This is a genomic window from Paeniglutamicibacter kerguelensis (assembly GCF_017876535.1).
GTDB lineage: Bacteria > Actinomycetota > Actinomycetes > Actinomycetales > Micrococcaceae > Paeniglutamicibacter > Paeniglutamicibacter kerguelensis.
This window is the reverse complement of the sequence record NZ_JAGIOF010000003.1, coordinates 39,685-56,489: the sequence shown is the minus strand read 5'-3', so window position 1 is coordinate 56,489 and position 16,805 is coordinate 39,685. Positions and strand designations below refer to the sequence as shown.

The window sequence follows — 16,805 nt, the reverse complement described above, 5'->3', positions numbered from 1 at the left end:
ATCGACCGGAAAGGAGAGAATCGATGACCAGCCCATTGGATGCGGCCGCACACGAGGGAATCGTGCTCACGGGAGCCTCGAAGACATTCGGCCTGACCAAGGTCCTTCACGATATTTCATTGACCTTTGCCCCTGGAACCGTCACCGGCGTGCTGGGCGAGAACGGGGCGGGCAAGTCAACGCTATTCAAGATCCTTGCCGGAATCTACGAGCCCGACGCCGGCGCCACCCTGCGGGTCAACGGGAAGGAAGCCTCCCTCCCGTTGACCCCGACCAGCTCGGCCAACCTGGGTTTCGCCTTCGTCCATCAGGACCTGGGCCTGGCGGGATCGCTTTCGGTGACGGAGAACGTTTTTGTCGGTGCGATGATGCGCAAGCGCGGTTTGATCGACTGGAAGGCGCAAAAGGTCAAGGTCCGTGAACTGCTCGCCGGCCTGGGCGTCGATGTAGACCCGGCCACGCCGGTGCAGGAACTGACCCAGGCGGAGAAGGCAGTCGTCGCCATCGCCCGGGCGGTTTACGCCCGCGGCCGCGAACGGTCGAGCCTGCTGGTGCTCGATGAGCCAACGGCAAACCTGACCGGCGTGGAGCGTGACAGGCTCTTCGAAGCGATGCGCGCAGCCGCCGCCAGCGGCACGGCGATTGCCTTTTGCACCCACCGGCTCGACGAGGTGCTCACTGCCACCGACTCGGTGCTGGTGCTGCGCGACGGCAGCGTCGTCATGCAGGCCCCCACCAGCACCATCAGCGGGGAAAAGGAGCTCGCCAAACACATTCTCGGTCGGGATCTGGAATCGCATTTTCCGGAGCGCACCAGCCACTTTGTGGCGGGCTCCGAACCCGCCATCCGGATCAATGAGCTCAGCGGCGGCGGCATCAACGGGCTGAGCCTGGACATCCGGCCAGGCGAGGTCGTCGGGCTGACAGGGCTTGCCGGTGCCGGCCACGACGACGTACCGGATCTGATCCTCGGCAGCATGAACGCCGAGTCGGGCACGGTCTCCGTGGGCGGGAAGAAGGTGAAGCCAAGTTCCGCCACGGACGCAACGGCCGCCGGCATTGCAATGCTCCCGGCGGATCGGAAGCGCCGCTCCGGGATCATGGGCGCCTCGATCGCCGAAAACCTGACGCTCGTTTCCATCGGCACCTTCACCCGCCGGGGACTGATCGATGCGCGGGCCGAGCGCCGCAGCGTTGTCGAGGCCATGGAGCAGTTCGACGTCAGGCCCATGGGGGACCCGGACAGGCCCCTGGAAACGCTCAGCGGCGGAAACCAGCAAAAGGTTCTCATCGCCAAGTGGGCGGCCAAGGCCGGGGTGAAGTGCCTGATCCTGCACGAACCCACCCAGGGCGTCGATGTCGGCGCCAAGCGGACGGTGCTTGAACATGTGCGCCGCATGGCGGAGCAGGGAGTCGCAGTGCTGCTGGTTTCGTCCGAGCACGAGGAACTAAGCCACCTCTGCGACAGGGTGCTGATCATGCGCGGCGGGCTGGTACGCCGCGAAATGGTCGGTGCGACTGCCAAGCAGATCACCGAGCAGTGCTACGTGGCAGCATGAGCACGCTGCGCACAGCACCGGCGACGCGTGCGGCGGCCACCCGCCGGATCGCAGTGATCAACTCGAACAGCTCGGCATCCGTCACGGCGCAACTTGCCGACACCCTCACCCCTGTTCTTCGCGAGGGAACCGAAGCGCACTTCATGAACCCGGAGGAGGGTCCGGCGGGGATCGATACGCTGCTGGATGTCGCCATCTCCGGGGTGCATACCGCCGAACTGGTACGGCAATGGAGCGATGACTTCGACGCCTTCGTGGTGGCCTGCGGCAACGATCCCGGCCTCGCCGCGGCGCGCGAGGTGACAAACCGACCGGTCGTGGGCATCGCCGAGGCAGGCATACTGCAGGCCTGCGCCATGGGTGCCAGGTTCAGCGTCGCGGTGTTGGCGCCGGGCAAGATCCCCGGCATGCGGGCGCTGGTGCGCGGTTATGGGTTGGAAGGACGGCTTGCCTCCATCGTTCCGGCCCGATCCTCCAGCCGTGCGGCCAGCACCTCGCCCGACGAACTCTTGGCCCAACTCATCGAAGCCTGCATGGGCCTTGGGGACGAGGAGCTCGGCGACACGCTGGTGCTCACCGGATCGGTCATGGGACGCATTGCCCCACGGCTGTCGCAGGCGATTTCCCGCCCCGTCGTCTCGGGGCTGCTGGCGGGGGTCCGCATGGCCGAGACCCTCGCCGACGCCCACATCACCCAAACTTCCACCACCCACGACCTACCCCAGGAGGACTCATGACAATCCAGTTTGTGCTCGGAGGACCGATTCTCGACAGCGACTCCCGAAGCTTTGTGCACGACCACATGGTCGTGGTGCAGGACGGATGCTTCACCGCCGTGGAACCGGCCAGCCAACTGCCGAGCGACGCACGAAACATCATTGATGCAGACGGCGGACACATCATTCCCGGACTCATCGATTCGCACTTCCACCTGATGAGCCGCTCGGGGGTGGAGGCAGACGCAAAGCTCATCACCACCAGCGTCGTCGACGGCGTCATCACGGCACGCCGGGCCATCGAATCCGGCGTCACCACGGTCCGCGACCCCGGTTGCAAGCACCGCGGCATCCATGCCTTCCGCGATGAAATTGCCGCCGGCCGGGTGCTTGGGCCGCGCGCCTTCACCGCCGGACCGAACATCGTCGGCCGCGGAGCCCCGATCGATTGGCGCAACCACTTCGCCGACGGAACCGACGAGGTTCGCCGGGCGGTGCGCGAGGAGCGGCTGGCGGGTGCCGACCTGATCAAGCTCGTGCTCTCGCACACCACCGGCGACTCGGACTGGACCACCTGCCTGCGCTACCTGAACGACGAGGAAATCGCCACGGCCGTGGCCGAGGCCCATCTGCTCGGCGCACGCGTCGGCTGCCATTGCGAAGGCCTCGACGCTGCGCGCGCGGCGGTCAACGCGGGGATCGACGTGATCGACCACGGACTCGCCCTGGACGAGGCACTCGTGACCCAGATGGCGGACCAGGGCACCTACTACGTCCCCACGCTCTGGGCGTTTTCAACCAACACGCACCTGTCGATCGGCAAGACCATCACCGAGGACCGGGCCGCCGTCTACGAGGAACGCATCGCCCGGGTGCACAAGGAATCGGTGCAGCGTGCGATGGCGGCGGGCGTGCATATCGCCGCCGGCAGCGACCCGATCCATTGGATTCCCGCCCGCGACGTCCTGGTCTGCGAATTGGAGGCGCTGGTCGGCGCCGGCATGGCCAAGATCGACGCGCTGCTTGCCGCAACCAAGGTGGCGGCCGCGGCCATAGGGGCACCGAACATCGGCAGCATCAGTGCGGGCAACCTGGCGGACCTGGTGATTGTCGATGGCGACCCGACCAGCGACCTGCGCGCGCTGGCCAGGCCGCGCCTGGTGATGAAGGACGGCAACGTCGTGGTCGACCTGCGCGACGAGCGCACCTCGGCCCAGCTGTGGGCGGAAATCGCCACGGGCCAGCCGGCCTCGGACCGCCAGCCCGAAATCTGGCTGGCCAGAAACTAGCTCTCAACACTTTCCACTTTTCTTTAGAAGGAGCACCCCATGACCACCGAAATCACCGAGGATTGGACAGCTGTCGTCGCTGAGGCGGCGCCCGAAGGCGGGGCATTCATTGACGGCCGCTTTGTCGGCGCGATCTCCGGCGAGACCATCGAAAACCGGAGCCCCGTCAATGGTGCAGTGATCGGACAGATCGCCGCCGGGGACGAGGTGGATGTCGACGCGGCGGTTTCGGCGGCCCGGCGCGCATTCGAGGACGGCCGCTGGTCTAGCGCCCCACCGCGCCACCGCAAGCAGGTGCTGATGCGCTTCGCCGCCGGGATCCGCCGCGACCGGGCCCGCCTGGCAACCATCGTGACGGCCGATTGCGGCAAACCCATTTCCGCCGCGCTCGGCGAGGTAGACCATGCGGCGGATGTGCTCGAGTTCTACGCGGAGGCCATCGACAAGTGGGCAGGCGAGATCATGCCCACGGCCCCGTCGGCGCTGGCGCTCGTCACCCGCGAGGCCGTCGGCGTGGTGGCGGCGGTGGTCCCGTGGAACTTCCCGATCGGGATGCCCATGTGGAAGATCGCCCCGGCCCTGGCCACGGGAAACTCGGTCATCGTGAAGCCCGCCGAGCAGGCGCCGCTGCCGGTGATCGCTCTCGCGAAACTCGCGGTCGAGGCGGGGCTGCCAGACGGCGTCTTCAACGTTGTCCCGGGACTGGGGGAGAAGGCTGGCAAGGCCCTTGGCCTGCACATGGATGTGGACAAGATTGCCTTTACCGGATCAACCCAGGTGGGCAAGTACTTCCTGCAGTACTCGGGACAATCAAACATGAAGGCCGTCTCCCTGGAATGCGGCGGCAAGTCGGCAAACATCGTGATGGCTGACGCGCCCGACCTTGAGGTCGCCGCGGCCGCCGCGGCACTGGCCGCATACGTGAACCAGGGCGAAATGTGCAGCGCCGGGTCCCGCTTGGTGGTGGAGGAATCCATCAGGGACGAGTTCATTGAGCTTGTGGTGACGGCGAGCCACGTGTGGCGACCGGGGGATCCGTTCGCCCCCGAAACCCGAATGGGCGCCATCGTTGACGCCGAACAGCTCGATCGCGTTGCCGGCTACGTCGACATCGGGCGCCAGGAGGGCGCCCGCCTCATCACCGGCGGGGTGCGTGCCCGGCAGGAAACCGGTGGGTACTACCTCGAACCGACGCTCTTCGCTGACGTCGACAACAGGATGCGCATCGCCCAAGAGGAAATCTTCGGGCCGGTGCTCTCCGTCATCACGGCCAAGAACGCCCAGGACGCGGTGCGGATTGCTAACGATTCGGACTACGGCCTCGCCGCCGCGGTGTGGACCCGGGACATCTCGAAGGCGCACCAGCTCTCGCGGGCGCTGCGCGCCGGCACTGTCTGGGTGAATTGCTACAACCAGGCCGACATCAACGTGCCCTTCGGCGGGTTCAAGCAGTCGGGCTTCGGACGCGACAAGTCGCTGCACGCGCTGGAGCAGTACACGGCGCTCAAGACGAACTGGATCAATCTCGATGTTTAGCCGCCCGCGTCGGTGCATCGTGCGCGGCGGCGAGGTAGTCACCGCTGCCGGCGTGGTGCGTTCCGACGTGTTGGTGGTGGACGGCGTCGTGGCCGGGCTCGGGTCCTTCGAACCCGGCCACGACGAAGTGCCAGCCGACGCCGAGGTGATTGATGCGCACGGCAGTTACGTCTTGCCCGGCGGCGTCGATTTCCACACCCACCTTGACTCGGTTTTCCGGGGTTCCATCCGCACCGCCGACGACTTCGCGAGCGGCACCGCAGCGGCGGTGGCGGGCGGAACCACCACCATCGTCGACTTTTGCAGGGCGGAAGCCGGCCAGTCCTTGGCGGATGCGCTTGCAGACTGGCGGGAACGAGTTGCAGCCCAGCGCCCGTGGGCTGACTACGGGGCGCACATGGTCCTGGTGCAGCCCGACGCCGAAACACTCGAGCAGCTTTCCGGGTTGCCGGACCTGGGCGTCACCAGCGTGAAAATGTACCTGGCCTATCCGGGGCAGATGATGAGCGATGACGAGGCGCTCCTGCGGGCCATGCAGAGCGCGGCCGAGTCCGACATGCTCGTGCTGGTGCATGCCGAGAACGGCCACGCCATCAAGGTGCTGGTGGGCGACGCATTGGCGGCCGGGCACACGGAACCGGACTGGCATGGGAAGACCCGGCCACCGATGACCGAGGCCGAAGCCGTCATGCGCGCATCGGTGCTTGCCCGTCTTTCCGGGACCCGGCTCTACATAGTCCATGTCTCGTCCTCCGAGGCGCTCGCGGAAATCGAGCGGGCGCGCGCCGCCGGGACGCAGATCTTCGCGGAGACCTGTTCCCACTATCTTGTCTTCGACGAGTCGATGCTCGAGGGGGTCCCGCGGGAGATCGCAGCCAGATTCGTGTGTTCCCCGCCCACGCGCTCGCTGGAGGACCAGACCGAACTCTGGGGCGCACTCGACTCGGGCCCGCTCGACGTGCTCTCCAGCGACCACTGCCCCTTCGCGCTCCACGGCGAAAAAATCGTCGAGGGCGACTTCACCCACATCTTGAACGGGCTCCCGGGTGTCGAGCAGCGGATGGCCATTGCCTATCAAGGCGTCGTTGATGGCCACTACACGCTGGCGCGCATGGTGGAAATCGCGAGCAGCAACCCGGCGAAGCTCGCAGGCCTCTACCCACGCAAGGGCGAGATCGCTGTCGGCTCCGACGCCGACCTGGTGATCCTTGACCCGCGGCAAAGCTCCATACTTTCCGCCAGCACCCACCATTCGGCCGCGGACTACCTTCCCTATGAGGGGATGGAAGTTTCGGGCCGGGTACGGCAGGTCCTGCTGCGTGGGGAAACAGTATTTTTCGACGGAGCGGTGCTCCAGAACCAACGAGCCGGAGCGTACCTGCACCGGTCGACTCCCAGCCACCCATTAGGAGAAACGAAATGAACCAGTCTCCACCACTGCTCCCACCCGCGCAGGTCTCCACCAACAGGGGAGGAATCGGCCAAGGACACTATGTGATTACCCCGGCCAACCACTTCGGGTCACGGCTGCCGGAATTTGCCGAGACTGTGGTCAAGAAACTGACCACGCCGCGCAACGGGTCGGCGAAAGCCGCGATGTACCTGCTGGAAATCGAGCCGGGTGGTGGAACCGTTGCCCCGGCCGGTGAAGGATTCGAGAACTTCCTCTACACCTTGGATGGAGGGCTCACCGGCCCCTTTGGAGAAGATGCCCCGGCATCCTCCTTCGCGTTCCTGCCGCAAGGCGGGAGTTTTGAAATCTCCAATTCCGCCGATATCCCCGCCCGCCTACTGTGGGTCAAGCGCCGCTACGAGCCGACAGCCGGGCACCCCGCGCCCGAGCCCGTGGTGGGGTGCGCCAATGACATGCTGCCGACCCCCGGATCGGTTCCCGGCGTTTACCGCCTGGAAATGCTGCCGGTCGATGCCTCGTTCGACTTCGCGATGAGCATCCTCTCGTTCGACCCCGGCGCGGTGTTCCCCAAGGTCGAGATCCATGACGAGGAGCACGTCCTGTACATGCTCAACGGACGCGGAATCTATGTTCTGGAACGTGAGAACTATGAGGTCCAAGAGGACGACTTCATCTACATGGGTCCGTATTGCCCGCAGTACTACTATCCGACAGGACTCTCCCAATCCGCCTATCTTCTATACAAGGATGCCAACCGTGATGGATTCTAAGCTGCGGGAAAACAAGCTGCAGGCGCTGGAGGCCAACAAGGAAGCGCTGATGCAGCGGGTCGAGGAGCAAGCCGGCGAGTACCTGTCCTGGCTCATCGAGTTCGCTTCGATCCCGAGCATCAGTGCCACCGGGGAAGGCGTGCGCGAGTGCGCGGAGCACCTGGCTTCCCGGATCGCTTCGATCGGGCTGAAACCCGAGCTCTTGGAGACCGGAGCCCACCCAATTGTCTGGGCCGCAGCGGGGGAGAGCGAACGAAAGTTGTTGGTCTACGGACACTATGATGTGGTGCCGCCGGGAGACGACGCGCAGTGGAAGTTTCCGCCATTCGAGCCCACGGTTTTTGAGGGATCACTGTGGGGACGCGGCGTGGGAGACAGCAAGGGGCAGATGATCGCGCACCTTTGTGCGCTGGCGGCCTGGATCGATGTGTTTGGGGAGCTTCCCCCGTTCCAGATCAACTTCATGTTTGATGGTGAGGACGAAATCGGGTGCGGGGACACCTCCGACTACATCCGGGCAAATGTGGACCGCTTCCGCGCAGACTTCCTCTATACCTCCGACGCTTCGACGCTGGGGGTGTGGGACCCTGCGCTGTTCCTCGGAATCCGCGGGGCACTGTATGTGGAGTTGAACGCCAAGGGTGCAGACAACGAATGGCATTCGGGGAGCTACGGCAGTATCCTTCCAAATCCAGTCACCCAGATGGCCCAAGCCATCGCAACGCTGGTTGATAAGGATGGCCGCGTGGCGATCGACGGTTTCTTCGATGGCATGGAGCCGATCACCACCGAATTGCGGGACCTAGCAGCGAAGCTTCCCGCTGGTTTCCTGCCTCCGGCCGAGACCTTCGGCGTCCGTGAATTTGAACGCGACGCACCGATCGATTCGATGTTCTTTGAACCAAGGATGTGCGTCTGCGGCATCGAGGGCGGCTACACGGGCCAGGGCCTCAAAATGGCGGTCCCGACCTCGGCGACGGCAAAGATCGACTTTGCGCTGCTCAAGGGCCAACGGCCAAGCCACGTCGCCACGCTTCTTCGGGCGCACCTTGACGCGCACGGGTTCGAAGACATCGAGATCACGGTGCTCTCCGACGCACCGCCATCGGGAGTCACCGGTGACCATCCGCTCGTGTCGACGGCCGTCGCTGCCCTCGAATCGGTGTGGGGGCGCCCACCGGTGGTGATCCCGTCCATCGGCGGGGGCGGAGTCTTCGCCACCTTCGTCGACGCGGTGGGACTCGACTGCCTTCTGGTGCCCTATGCCCAGCCCGACATGCAGGAACATTCAGCCCAGGAACATCTCTCGCTCGAGTGGTTTACGAACGGGATCAAGACCAGCGCCGAGGTATTCAGGCGTCTTGCGATTGCCGCCCTGGAACGGTTTGAAGCGGGTTCCGCACATGCTTGTTGATGTTCATACCCACTTCGTCCCGGACTTTGTCGTCCAGATACTCCGCGCGGGGTCGGGTGCCCATGGGATCACGGGGACAACAGACTTTCTGGAGACTGCCGCAGGCCGACTGCCGCTGCACTACCCGGAGATGCAATCGCCCTCGGCTAAACTATCGGCCATGGATGAACGGGGCGTCGATATTTCCATCGTGTCCCTCACCCCGCACCTATTCATCTACGGGCAGGAACATGACCCCATAGGATTCGCACGTCGCGCCAATGACGCAATCGCCGAGTTCATCGGCGATACGGACCGTTTATACGGACTTGCCACACTGCCCATCGGTGATGCGCAGGCCGCGGCGGCGGAGCTTCGCAGAGCAACGGAAGAACTCGGCCTCGTCGGCGCGATCATCGGCACGGGCCTGGGACCATCAGAACCGCTAGACGTGCTCGGGCTTGGTCCGCTCTTTGAGGAAGCTGCGGAACTCGGCGCTCCACTCTTGGTCCACCCCTACTATTGCGGGATGGTGACCTCGCCCGAACTATTCCTGAACAATTCCCTAGGGGTTCCCTTCGATACTGCATGGGCGGTCGGAAGGCTCATGGCCACCGGAACCCTCGACCGCCACCCCGGGTTGAAACTCATCGTGCCGCACGGTGGCGGCGCTTTGCCCTATCTGCTCGGTCGGATGGAAAACGCGTGGAAGCAGCGCCCCGAATTGCGAGAAGCTGCTGGCAAGCCACCTTCCGGCTATGCAGAACAGATCTGGTACGACTCGATCGTGCACTCCGAAACCGCACTGCGTTTTCTTGCGGCGTTTGCCGGCGCTGACCGGGTGCTGCTTGGAACCGACTCGCCATACATGACAGGGGATGGCGATCCAGCCGGTAGTTTCGCAGCCGCGGGTCTTGATCCCCTGCAGTCGACCGCAGCCGCCGTCGATCTATTCAAGCTTGGACGAATGATCCGGGCCGCCGTGCCCTAGCCGGATACCCAGAGGAATGAAGGATTCGGATTTAAGTTGGACCACGAAAAGACAGGATCCTAGGGGGGTCCTCAACGGTTGGGAGGTCGCTTTGCTCCTATTTTTCTCCCTAGAGGTGAATCAAACCGTCGAACCGAAATATATAATTAGGCCCAGAAATCCCCGGAATCACAGGAAATTTTGGTCGATAGTTCATTTCTAGCGACAAAAATGCGGCCAATGCTTCACCTTGCGTGAGAATGCTTCAATTCAAAGGGTCAATGGAACAAATGCAAAGCACACTTCCTGCACTTTGCATTTATGCGACCTTACATAATATCAACTATCGGCGTTTCAAAATGGCATTTTGACTAGGTGAAATACGACTAATTCGTGATGTGACGAAGGTCCGTTGGACGGCCGTGTCTGGTTGGTTCTACACTCGTGCCCCCAGAATCAAATGAAAGGACACAACATGGCCCAGGATTACGACGAGGCCCGCCCGGATGTCGCCGAGGCCTCGGAACGGACGCTCAAGGACGTCCGGAAGATGGACGCACCGACCGCCCGGAGCGTGCACGCAGACCTCGAGGAGACAGACCTGTCCGACGGCATCGAGCTGCCCGGCGCGATCGTTCTCGATGAGCTGGTCGTCGAGATCATTCCCCAGGCCAGCGACGAGTTCGTGTGCGGCGAATGCTTCACCGTCCGGCACCGAAGCCAGGCCGCCAGGACCCTGGGCGGCGCCCCGATATGCCGCGACTGCGTCGACGTCTAGCCACCGGCACATGGCCCCGGCAGCAACAACCGGCTTTTGGCCGTGGATGTGGCAGTGAAGGATCGTCCTATGCGGTGGTTATTTCCCCGCGCCACCTAAATGGTCGGCGAGTTCTAGCGGTTGCTGCAACACCCGGAATCTCGGGAGTTGCAGCAACCGCGGAACCTTCTTCAATAAGTGAATCTTCCTTATGACGAAAATCGGCTTTGCCGCCCGCATTTGATGAGAGGCCGCGACGCCATCGCCGCTCGAGTGCCGGGCGAGGTTCATTCCCCTGGACCGAGACCGATCGGGATCCGTGGCCGCGTAGTGGGCGCCTGCATCTTGGCATCGGCGTTCCACGGAACGTGACCAATGTAGTCACCCCGCGTGCATTGCCTTGAGGATGCGGATATTCAGGAGGATTGCTCCCCAAGCAACTCGCCAATTTGTGTTGTTGCCTTCGTGAGATCTTCCAAGATGCGCGGCATCTTGGAAGGCTGGAACCGGGACGCGGGAATGGCCACGGTGAGTGCTCCGACGGCTTCGTCTCGTATGTTGTGGATTGCGGCCCCTATGCCGATAATTCCTCGCTCGGATTCCTCAAAGTTCGTTCCGGATCCTGTCCGCCGGGTTTCGTCCAGACTGGCGTTCAAGTCATCGATGGTTCCGATGCTGCTCGTCGGCCAGGTGGGGACACCGTGGTGGTAAAGATCTTGAATCTGGGCGTCGCTCATTTCCGCGAGCAAGGCCTTGCCGCCGGCCGATGTAAATGCGGGGATCTGGACGCCGAATCGACAGCTCACGCGGAGCAGGTTTTCGCTTTCGACTCCGTCCACGAACTCAATGTTTCCTCCGCGAAGGACCACGAGCTGGACCGTCTCCCCTAGCGTCTGGGCCAGGGAAGTCATCGCCGGCCTGGCGGCTTCTCGCAGGCGCGCGACGCTAACAGGTTCGGCGTTGGCAATTTCGCGACCGGGCCGATATTTGCGGTTTGTCATTTGCTCGGCAAAATGTCGATGCACCAAAGTCGTGAGCAGTCGATGGGCCGTACTCGGGGCAATACCCAAGTGTTCAGCTGCCTCCGTAACCGAAATAGCCCCCGTGTCGCGCAGATAAATAATGAGCTGGAGTGCCCGGTCCGCAGACTCATTGAGCAGCGGCCCCTGGTCCTCGTCCTTCTCTTGCATGCTTAATCCTCGCGTGCCGGTAACTGATGGGGAATTGAAGCAACGTACGGCTCCTCGAGCGCCGGGAAAATTCGCGACTCCCAAAAAAACATATTGCCCCATTGACGTACGTCATAGATACGATAATACTGTGATTGTTCGCCCAGACAGAATACTTTTTTTTAGATTCTGCCTACCGAAATATAACGGACTCGCTGACAAGGGACAAGCGTCGCGGTGAGCCGTAAGCGTAGGTATTGGGGCCACCCTCCAAAAGGGAGGCACCTTTCATCCACCGCGCACTTATCCCTATTGATCTCATTGGAGAGGACAACGATGTCCAGTCAAGATGCCAGTGTTGTGCGAGCCGATCCCAGTGTTGTAGACCTGCGTGCAACCCCCGAGTTCACTGAACTGCGGAAGCGGTCCAGGAACTTCACTTTCACCGCCGGGGCGGTGGTGTGGGTATGGGCCATTCTGCTGTTCTGGGCCGTGGGCTACGCACCGAAAATGATGGCCGTCTCAGTCATCGGGCCAATCAACCTCGGCTTCATATTCGTTTGGTCCCAAGTCTTTGTAGCACTAATCGTTGCAGTCATGTTCGTGAGGCACTCACGAGCCAACGAGGCACTGATCGCCAAGATGCGGCAAAGCGCCGTCAAGGGGGAGAAATGATACCGACAACCACCGCAGCTGCTCCGACTCAGGTGGCTGCGTCAGGAATGGATAGCAGCAGGCCACTAATGCTCGGGCTTTTCCTGGCCATCATCGTCATGACCTTCGGCATCACAGCGTGGGCTGCACGCCACCGCAAGTCCCGCGACGAGTTCTTTACGGCCGGCCGAGGTCTGACCGGCAGGCAGAACGGACTGGCCATGGCCGGAGATTCGCTCTCCGCCTCAGCCGTCTTGGGCAGCGTCGGCCTGGTCTCCCTCTTCGGGTTCGACGGCTTCATGTTCGGCATTGCCAACGTGGTGGCATTCGTACTGTTGTTGCTGCTGGCCGGATTCCTGCGTAACACGGGACGTTTCACGGTGTCGGATGTCTTGTCCTTCCGGATGAATGAACGGCGCGTGAAACTAGCGGGGGGCATGTCTTCCCTCACGATTTCCCTGTTCTACCTCATCGCCCAAATGGTCGGTGCCGGGGCCCTGCTCGCACTCTTGATCGGAGCCGAAGGACCTGGCGTCAAGAACGCAACGATCGTGGTCGTTGGCATCTTGATGACCATCTATGCAGTCTTCGGTGGGATGCGGGGCGCCACGTGGGTACAGATCATCAAGGCGGTCATCCTCATGGGCATCGTGTCGCTCATGGCGGTGATGGTCCTGATCCGTTTCGAGTTCGATTTCGGTGCCCTGCTCACCGCGGCAGCCGGAGGTAGCGGGCACGGTCCACAGTTCCTGGAAGCCGGCCTCCAGTACAAGAACCCCTTGGACCTGCTGAGCCTCGGAATCGGCGTGACCCTGGCCTTTATCGGACTTCCCCACGTCTTCCAGCGCTTCTACACCGTGAGCGACGACAAGACTGCCCGTTCATCCGCCCTTTGGCTCTTCGGAATCGAATCGATATTCACCGTCGCCGTGGTCCTGATCATGGGGCTGGGAGCAGCCGCCTTGGTGGGCGTAGCAGCGATTACGGCCTCGAGCGCGGGTGGCAATACCGCCGCCATCCTGCTTGCCCAGGAACTGGGCGGGGGCGCCGGAACATTGAATGGAAACATTTTCATGGCCGTATTCTCCGCCGTGGCCTTCGCGACGATCCTGGCCGTGGTGGCAGGCATCATGGTCTCCGCCATCACCACCTTCTCGCACGATCTCTATGGAAATGTGATCAAGCGCGGCCAGGTCACCGATGCGCAAGTGGTAAAGGTCGCCCGGATAGCCGCAGTCGTCATTGGATTTGCCGCCATCGTCATCAGTCTTACCGTCCAGAACCTGAACATCGGCTTCATCGTCGGACTGGGTCTCGCGATCGCCGCTTCCGCCCACGTACCCTCGTTGATCCTGAACCTCTTCTGGCGAAGGTTCAACACTCGAGGCGCACTCTGGGGCATCTACGGAGGACTGGTCACGGCAGTGCTGCTGGTCGTCTTCTCCCCGACCGTTTCCGGAACAGACAGATCCCTGTTTGCCTCCGTCGACTTCAGCTGGTTCCCACTCACCAATCCTGGGCTGGTATCCGTGCCGGCAGGTTTCCTCTTTGCGATCATTGGCGCATTGTCCAAGCGCGATGTTGCAGCTGAGGAAGGCTACGACGCACTCGAAGTCCGCGCCTTGAGCGGGGCCAACTCCGAATAGGTTCACCGAAGCTTTACGCCACCAAAAAAGGTTCCACGAAAGAAGGTAAGAGCATGACCATCGAATTCGCACCTGACTTGATTCTGACCAACGGAAACATCGTGACCGTCGACAAGGAGTTCTCCACCGCCGAGGCCGTGGCGGTCTATGACGGGAAGATCGTCGCCATTGGAGGCACCGACGAAGTCTCCCAGCTGGCCGGCAAACGGACCAAGCGCGTGGATTTGGGCGGCAAGACGCTGGTGCCCGGACAGATGGACAACCACGTCCACTTCTCCCTGGCCGGCATGGATGCCCTGGACGGGGAAGCCAAGGTCAACATTGCCACCCTCCAATCCATCGATGAGATCCTCCGGGAGATCAAGGCCCGCGTCGACGCGACCCCTGCGGGGGAATGGATCGGAACCTCCTGCATGTACCGCGGGGCTCTGAAAGACGGGCGTTTCCCCACCCGGCATGACCTGGACAAGGTCTCACCCGACCACCCCGTATACATCTTCCAGTCCGGGAAGAATGTGATCTGCAACAGTTACGCACTGCGCCTGGCCGGCATTACACGCGATACCGAAAACCCCACAGAACCTGAAGGCTGGATCGTGCGTGACAACGACGGCGAGCCGACCGGACACCTGATCGCCGGGGCCGGCGACATGGCCCGCAAGGCTTGGTGGAAGGTCAACAACCAGCCCATCAAGAAATGGGACTTCCTGTACTTCGACCAGGAAACCCAAATCAAGGCGATGATGGCCCAGCAGAAGATTTACCACCAATGTGGCGTCGTGGGGGTACGCGACATGGGGACATCGATTGACGAACTCGAGGCCCTTACCGAGGCCCATCGGCGTGGCTTGCTCAAGATCCGCACGGATGTCCTGCTCGGCCTGCCCGCGCGCTACATGTCCGAGGATGAGATCCTCAATTCCCTGAATTCATATTTCGGTCCCAAGCAGCACTTGGGTGACTCGATGCTGCGGCTGAACGGGATCAAAATCGTCGCTGTCAACGACGGGTGGTGGGCCCACAGCAAGGAAAAGCTGAAGTTCATCATCAACGAATACAACCGCCGCAACTGGAACATGGCCATTCATATCAATACGGGAGGATCCGGTGATTCAACGGAAACGGTATTGACCGCCCTCGAGGAAGCCGCCATGGAAAACCCGATCGCCGGCCGACGCATCAGCTTCGAGCACGGATTCGGTCTCCAGGAACCTCAGCACTACGAGCGGGCACGCAAACTCGGGGCAATTATCGCCTCCAATTCCCTTTTGGCCTACTACGCCTCGGCCCGCTCCATGCGCATGAACGAGATCATGGAACAAGTCCGCATCGCCAAAATGTCAGATACGGATCCGTGGCGGCGCACCGTGCGCGACTGGGGGATGCCCATCAAGTCCTGGATGGACGGAGGGCTGACGGTCACCGGCGGCTCGGACAACCCGGCAGTGGTCTACGATCCGGATCGTCCCTTCCTCAGCCAGTACTCGGCACTCACCGGGGACACCATGGCCGGGGTGCTGCTTCCCGGCCAACAGATCACCCGCGAACAAATGCTGCGCATGTACACGATCAACAACGCCTACGCCTGCTGGCAGGAAGACGTGCGCGGTTCGATTGAGCTCGGCAAACTTGCCGACTTCACTGTCCTTGACCGCGACATCCTGACCTGCGCCGACCAGGAAATCGCCGAACTGCAAGTGTTGCAGACCTACGTCGGAGGTGAACTTGTCCATGAACGCTGATCCACACGCCGTCAAGCGGCATCTCGACAAACGGATCTCCCTGGTACACAACGATGCCGTCAGCCTCAGCCACCGCATCCACTCCAACCCGGAGATCGGATTTGAGGAGGAGAAAGCCAGCCGCTGGATGAGTGAAGCGCTGGATGGGGCAGGCTACACGGTTGAGTCCGGTATCTGTGGGTTGCCGACTGCCTTCCGCGCTTCCATTGGCACCGGAGACCTCAACATTGCCCTGCTGGCGGAGTACGACGCACTCCCAGGCATGGGCCATGCCTGCGGCCACAACCTGATTGCCGCGACGGCCTTCGCGGCCGCGGCAGCCCTGGCACCCTTCGTCGATGAGTTGGGGATCACCCTAACGGTGTTGGGCACACCGGCAGAAGAACGTCTTGCTGCCGGCGGCAAGCTCCTCATGCTCGAGCGAGGGGGATTCGATGGCATCCATGCCGCACTCATGGTCCATCCGACACCCTTCGAGGTTGCCGCACCCCAGATGATCGCAGCCAGCAGACTACAGGTGGAAATGACGGGGGTGGCGGCACACGCATCGGCGGCCCCCGAGCAAGGACGCAACGCTGCCGACGCACTAACCGTTGCCCAGGTAGCGCTCGGGCTTCTCCGGCAACACATTGGCAAGGAAGACAGGATCAGCGGCTACACCACCCATGGCGGTGAAGCACCCAACATCATCCCGGCCCGGACCACCGCTGATTATGTCCTGCGGTCAACGAACGTTGCCCAGCTTGCCGAACTGGAGAACAGAGTCAAATCCTGTTTCGAGGGAGGTGCACGAGCCACGGGGTGCTCGCACGGATTCAGCGGAGGTGGGCGGAACTACGCGGAACTGAGGTCCGATCCGGTCCTGGCCGGGCTCTACCGCGAGAATGCCGAGGCCTTGGGCAGGGACTTTAGCCATGACCCCAATATGAATGGATTCTTGGCCTCCAGCGATGTCGGCAATGTCTCGCAGGTCATGCCCACCATCCAGCCGTTCATCGGCCTGGGGACCTGGCCTGTTGTTAACCACCAGCCAGAATTCACGGCGGCCTGTGCCACGCCTATCGCCGATAGTTCAGTGGCCGACGGGGCCCAAGCGCTGGCGGCAACCATTGCCGATGCCGCCAGTCAAAAGAGTGTGCGCGAGAGTCTTCTGGGAAAGACCCCGGCTCTCGCCGAAGGGAGAGGTTAGG

Annotated in this window: 14 protein-coding genes; 13 read left to right on the top strand and 1 reads right to left on the bottom strand. The window is 62.4% G+C overall.

Annotation, left to right across the window (positions count from 1 at the left end; genetic code table 11):
• Positions 1–23 precede the first annotated feature (23 nt).
• The 9 genes from JOF47_RS19355 to JOF47_RS19315 all read left to right on the top strand — a co-directional run bounded on the left by JOF47_RS19355 (position 24) and on the right by JOF47_RS19315 (position 10,425).
• Positions 24–1,559 (top strand): sugar ABC transporter ATP-binding protein, encoded by a 1,536-nt coding sequence (locus tag JOF47_RS19355; protein WP_210002010.1) that lies wholly within the window; start codon positions 24–26, stop codon positions 1,557–1,559.
• The gene (locus JOF47_RS19350; protein WP_210002007.1) at positions 1,556–2,296 is read left to right on the top strand and encodes an aspartate/glutamate racemase family protein; all 741 of its coding nucleotides are present in this window, start codon (positions 1,556–1,558) and stop codon (positions 2,294–2,296) included. Before JOF47_RS19355 ends, JOF47_RS19350 begins: the two co-directional genes overlap by 4 nt.
• Positions 2,293–3,564, top strand: coding sequence for an amidohydrolase family protein (locus tag JOF47_RS19345; RefSeq protein WP_210002006.1), 1,272 nt, complete (start codon positions 2,293–2,295; stop codon positions 3,562–3,564). The genes JOF47_RS19350 and JOF47_RS19345 overlap by 4 nt, the downstream gene beginning before the upstream one ends.
• A gap of 39 nt (positions 3,565–3,603) precedes the next feature.
• On the top strand, positions 3,604–5,100 hold the full coding sequence (locus JOF47_RS19340) for an aldehyde dehydrogenase (RefSeq protein WP_210002004.1): 1,497 nt from the start codon (positions 3,604–3,606) through the stop codon (positions 5,098–5,100).
• Positions 5,093–6,523: a dihydropyrimidinase gene (gene hydA, locus JOF47_RS19335; RefSeq protein WP_210002002.1), complete on the top strand. Its 1,431-nt coding sequence runs from the start codon at positions 5,093–5,095 to the stop codon at positions 6,521–6,523. The genes JOF47_RS19340 and hydA overlap by 8 nt, the downstream gene beginning before the upstream one ends.
• The gene (gene allE / locus JOF47_RS19330; protein WP_210002000.1) at positions 6,520–7,284 is read left to right on the top strand and encodes a (S)-ureidoglycine aminohydrolase; all 765 of its coding nucleotides are present in this window, start codon (positions 6,520–6,522) and stop codon (positions 7,282–7,284) included. Before hydA ends, allE begins: the two co-directional genes overlap by 4 nt.
• Entirely contained in the window at positions 7,274–8,698 is a 1,425-nt protein-coding gene (locus JOF47_RS19325; RefSeq protein ID WP_245357062.1) for a M20/M25/M40 family metallo-hydrolase, read from the top strand. Before allE ends, JOF47_RS19325 begins: the two co-directional genes overlap by 11 nt.
• Entirely contained in the window at positions 8,670–9,668 is a 999-nt protein-coding gene (locus JOF47_RS19320; RefSeq protein ID WP_210001996.1) for an amidohydrolase family protein, read from the top strand. The genes JOF47_RS19325 and JOF47_RS19320 overlap by 29 nt, the downstream gene beginning before the upstream one ends.
• 454 nt (positions 9,669–10,122) lie before the next feature.
• Positions 10,123–10,425, top strand: coding sequence for a DUF4193 family protein (locus JOF47_RS19315; protein ID WP_210001994.1), 303 nt, complete (start codon positions 10,123–10,125; stop codon positions 10,423–10,425).
• 395 nt (positions 10,426–10,820) lie between these two features.
• On the opposite strand, the gene JOF47_RS19310 is transcribed toward JOF47_RS19315, so the two are convergent.
• Entirely contained in the window at positions 10,821–11,594 is a 774-nt protein-coding gene (locus JOF47_RS19310; protein ID WP_210001992.1) for an IclR family transcriptional regulator, read from the bottom strand.
• A 315-nt stretch (positions 11,595–11,909) separates the two neighbouring features.
• On the opposite strand from JOF47_RS19310, the gene JOF47_RS19305 reads away from it, so the two are divergent.
• Genes JOF47_RS19305 through JOF47_RS19290 form a run of 4 tightly spaced genes read left to right on the top strand, consistent with a single transcriptional unit; the run spans position 11,910 to position 16,804 of the window.
• The gene (locus JOF47_RS19305; RefSeq protein ID WP_210001990.1) at positions 11,910–12,248 is read left to right on the top strand and encodes a DUF485 domain-containing protein; all 339 of its coding nucleotides are present in this window, start codon (positions 11,910–11,912) and stop codon (positions 12,246–12,248) included.
• Between the two features lie 47 nt (positions 12,249–12,295).
• Positions 12,296–13,873: a solute symporter family protein gene (locus tag JOF47_RS19300; protein WP_245357056.1), complete on the top strand. Its 1,578-nt coding sequence runs from the start codon at positions 12,296–12,298 to the stop codon at positions 13,871–13,873.
• A 53-nt stretch (positions 13,874–13,926) separates the two neighbouring features.
• A complete protein-coding gene (locus JOF47_RS19295; protein ID WP_210001986.1) occupies positions 13,927–15,615 on the top strand; it encodes an amidohydrolase in 1,689 nt (562 codons plus the stop codon).
• Complete coding sequence (locus tag JOF47_RS19290; RefSeq protein ID WP_210001984.1) at positions 15,605–16,804, top strand: amidohydrolase; 1,200 nt, start codon at positions 15,605–15,607, stop codon at positions 16,802–16,804. Before JOF47_RS19295 ends, JOF47_RS19290 begins: the two co-directional genes overlap by 11 nt.
• Position 16,805: the final 1 nt, after the last annotated feature.

Coding starts and splice junctions, on each gene's coding strand:
- JOF47_RS19305 (WP_210001990.1), top strand. CDS start 11,910: ATGTCCAGTCAAGATGCCAGTGTTGTGCGAGCCGATCCCAGTGTTGTA.
- JOF47_RS19355 (WP_210002010.1), top strand. CDS start 24: ATGACCAGCCCATTGGATGCGGCCGCACACGAGGGAATCGTGCTCACG.
- JOF47_RS19290 (WP_210001984.1), top strand. CDS start 15,605: ATGAACGCTGATCCACACGCCGTCAAGCGGCATCTCGACAAACGGATC.
- JOF47_RS19350 (WP_210002007.1), top strand. CDS start 1,556: ATGAGCACGCTGCGCACAGCACCGGCGACGCGTGCGGCGGCCACCCGC.
- JOF47_RS19315 (WP_210001994.1), top strand. CDS start 10,123: ATGGCCCAGGATTACGACGAGGCCCGCCCGGATGTCGCCGAGGCCTCG.
- allE (WP_210002000.1), top strand. CDS start 6,520: ATGAACCAGTCTCCACCACTGCTCCCACCCGCGCAGGTCTCCACCAAC.
- hydA (WP_210002002.1), top strand. CDS start 5,093: ATGTTTAGCCGCCCGCGTCGGTGCATCGTGCGCGGCGGCGAGGTAGTC.
- JOF47_RS19310 (WP_210001992.1), bottom strand. CDS start 11,594: ATGCAAGAGAAGGACGAGGACCAGGGGCCGCTGCTCAATGAGTCTGCG.
- JOF47_RS19345 (WP_210002006.1), top strand. CDS start 2,293: ATGACAATCCAGTTTGTGCTCGGAGGACCGATTCTCGACAGCGACTCC.
- JOF47_RS19295 (WP_210001986.1), top strand. CDS start 13,927: ATGACCATCGAATTCGCACCTGACTTGATTCTGACCAACGGAAACATC.
- JOF47_RS19325 (WP_245357062.1), top strand. CDS start 7,274: ATGGATTCTAAGCTGCGGGAAAACAAGCTGCAGGCGCTGGAGGCCAAC.
- JOF47_RS19300 (WP_245357056.1), top strand. CDS start 12,296: ATGGATAGCAGCAGGCCACTAATGCTCGGGCTTTTCCTGGCCATCATC.
- JOF47_RS19340 (WP_210002004.1), top strand. CDS start 3,604: ATGACCACCGAAATCACCGAGGATTGGACAGCTGTCGTCGCTGAGGCG.